This is a genomic window from uncultured Paracoccus sp. (assembly GCF_947496875.1).
GTDB lineage: Bacteria > Pseudomonadota > Alphaproteobacteria > Rhodobacterales > Rhodobacteraceae > Paracoccus.
On sequence record NZ_CANMEH010000055.1, the window covers coordinates 1 to 2,801 of the forward strand.

Sequence of the window (2,801 nt, forward strand, 5' to 3'; positions counted from 1 at the left end):
TTGACGCCCCTGTGGTCGTTCCAGATCTCGATCCGTCCGCCAGAGATTGCCGTCCATCCCTGCACCGATGTGAACGAGGCGTACTGACCCGAGGCCACCGGCGAGCCCTCGAAGGAGCCGTTCAGGAGGATGTTGTCAGCGGATGCAGGGGGCACCGGAGGAAGCGTGGGTGTTGGTGTGGGCGGCTCTTCCCCAGGTTCGGGTTCAACGATGACGGGGACCTCCGGGACGACAACCGGGGGATCCACATCCGGGACGTAGTTGCTGCCGTATTCACCTGGCCGTATGTCGGCGCCGGAGATGCTCGCGACCAGCGGTCGGCCCGGATCGCTCCACGTGCCGGCCCACGCTTCCTGCCCCGAAGAGACCGACCAGAGGTCGACATAGCTCTTCATCGGCCCGATCTGCCAGACGTCGCCAAGCATGTCGGTGGCGCTAAATCGGGCAACCTCCACTCCGTCGATGTAGAAGGTCGCGTCCTTGTCGGTGACGGACACCTCGTAGGTGTGAAAGCCTTCCGCGGCGTCGAAGCCGAGATCGATGATCGACCTTTTCGCGGCCTCCGGCTCGAGAACGATGTGTCGACCTGCCGCATCCTCCATGTGGATGGCGAGTTGAACCTGGGTCGTGTCGGCGCCGACGAACTCGAAGTCGAACTCGACCCAGGGCTGGTTTTGCCAGTCGGACTTGTAGGTGAACAACCCGAAGACGGCCCCGGGCGCCATCTCCGGTGCCCTCACCGTCCAGCTCCACGTGCCGGTGGTCGCGGGTTCCTTCGACTGGATTTCCCCGCCTTCCCACGGTCGGGAAGATCCCTCGGGCGCCGCGTCGAGGACGAGTTCGATGGTCCCGTCGGCAGCGACGCGGACGTTGTCGTCCGACCAGCTCATGTTGCTCGTCTGCCCGGCAGCCCAGTCCGAGATCAGCCAGCTGTCGGCGGTGTGCGGTTCTCCAAGTTCATAAAGATCGAGTGCGGGGTCGTTCGTGGAAGTGATGGTCGACATTATCCAATTACCTCAGCCGGCTCCGATGATTTCTGAGCCTGCGATGCCGAAGATGGATTGACGTATGATGAATCTTTGAAGGGCGAACTTAGCGAAGTGCTGCAAGATTTCTGTAATACTAAGCCAAATAATACCTTCTGAGTTAAATTCGATTAACGATTAACTGCCGGTCCGAAGTAAAAAACTATACAATTTCATCCTTATCTCAGGAACTAACCAGTTCCCGCTGGCAAGACGTGGTTCACGCTTGCAGGGGTGGTGCGGATCGTGCTGACGGACGGGATGCAGGCGAGTGCAGAGTGTTAGACCCGGAAGCCCCGCACCCCCAGCCTGCAGGAGGTACAATTCCAGCTAATTTACAGAAATTCTTTCCTATTTCGGAAATGTAGGGACGACTTTCACTTGTGAGATATTTACGACAATTTGACAGTTCCCCATCTGGTGAACTCAGCATGGATTCACCTCGCGTAAAACAATTGACGACATTGATGACCCCGCAAATCTTTTAAGCGCGCAATGAGGAGTCAATTCCCACCACCGCCTCCCTGAACGATCCCGTACCTGTTCTATTTGAACTGAGACAACCGCACACGGCCCGATTGATCTCACACTTCGGCGCCTGATCGACTGAGTGAACCGTCAGCCAATCGTCGGCTCCATCAAAACAGCAGGAGACACACTGCGCATGCCGCTGCCGAGAGTTTTCATTTCCACCGATCTCAGGCTCACGTCCGAGGAAAAGGACGACGCCCAGTCCCTCGTCCACGCGTTGCTCTATCAGGACAAGATGAACATCGTGGGCATCGCCGGGACGGCGTCGAAACATGGCCACCAGAATGGCCGCGTGGGTGACATCGACAGGATCATCGACGTCTATGCCAGGGATCACGCCAAGCTCGAGGCACACAGTTCGGCCTTCAAGTCCGCCGACGAACTCAAGGCGGTGAGCTGGCAGGGCGCCTTGGAAACCGCGCCATGGCAGGGCTACTCGTCTCCGACGGAGTCCTCGCGCGCGATCATCGCCGAGGCCAAAAAGGCCGCAGCCGCCGGTGAAAAGCTGAACGTCCTGACATGGGGCGGCGAGACGGACCTCGCGCAGGCGCTGCATGACGATCCGTCGATCGCGGCGCATGTCCGGTTCTTCAACATCTCCAGCCAGGACCCCGACGCCTACGATTACATCAAGAAGAACTTCATGGGAGAGCTGGACCTCTGGGTCGACAACCAGTCGACCTTCCGCGGCATGTACCAGACGCCGACAAGCTCCGACATCATCAAGGGCTGGCATGAGGAGAACGCCCGCGACCACGGCGCGCTCGGCGATTTCTTCGCCGACCTCTCAGGCGACATCTTCGATCAGGCCGGCGTCAAGATGGGCGACAGCCCCACCGTGCTGCGGTTCCTCAGCGGCGACCAGGACGATCCCGCGAAGGAAAGCTGGGGCGGCGAGTTCATCAAGGTCTCTGACGGCTACTACACGGACAATCCGCACCCCGATCTTGACCTCGGCGATCGCTGGAACACGAAAGGCGCCATGACGATCTACGAGGATCGCGCCGCATGGATGAACGACTTCGCAAGCCGCCTCGACTGGCTCAAGGAGGACGTCCCGACGCCCACACCAACACCCACGCCTCCTCCGGTGCCCCCTGCATCCGCTGACAACATCCTCCTGAACGGCTCCTTCGAGGGCTCGCCGGTGGCCTCCGGGCAATACGCTTCGTTCACATCGGTGCAGGGATGGACGGCAATCTCTGGCGGACGGATCGAGATCTGGAACGACCACAGGGGCGTCAA

2 protein-coding genes are annotated in these 2,801 nt (G+C 59.9%); one reads left to right on the forward strand and one right to left on the reverse strand.

The features are described from left to right. Positions 1–1,004: family 16 glycosylhydrolase (locus tag Q0938_RS18955; RefSeq protein WP_299365641.1), on the reverse strand; the 1,004-nt coding region annotated here is incomplete at its 3' end. A gap of 685 nt (positions 1,005–1,689) precedes the next feature. On the opposite strand from Q0938_RS18955, the gene Q0938_RS18960 reads away from it, so the two are divergent. Further along, positions 1,690–2,801 (forward strand): nucleoside hydrolase-like domain-containing protein (locus Q0938_RS18960; RefSeq protein WP_299365643.1); only part of this gene is annotated, 1,112 nt, incomplete at its 3' end.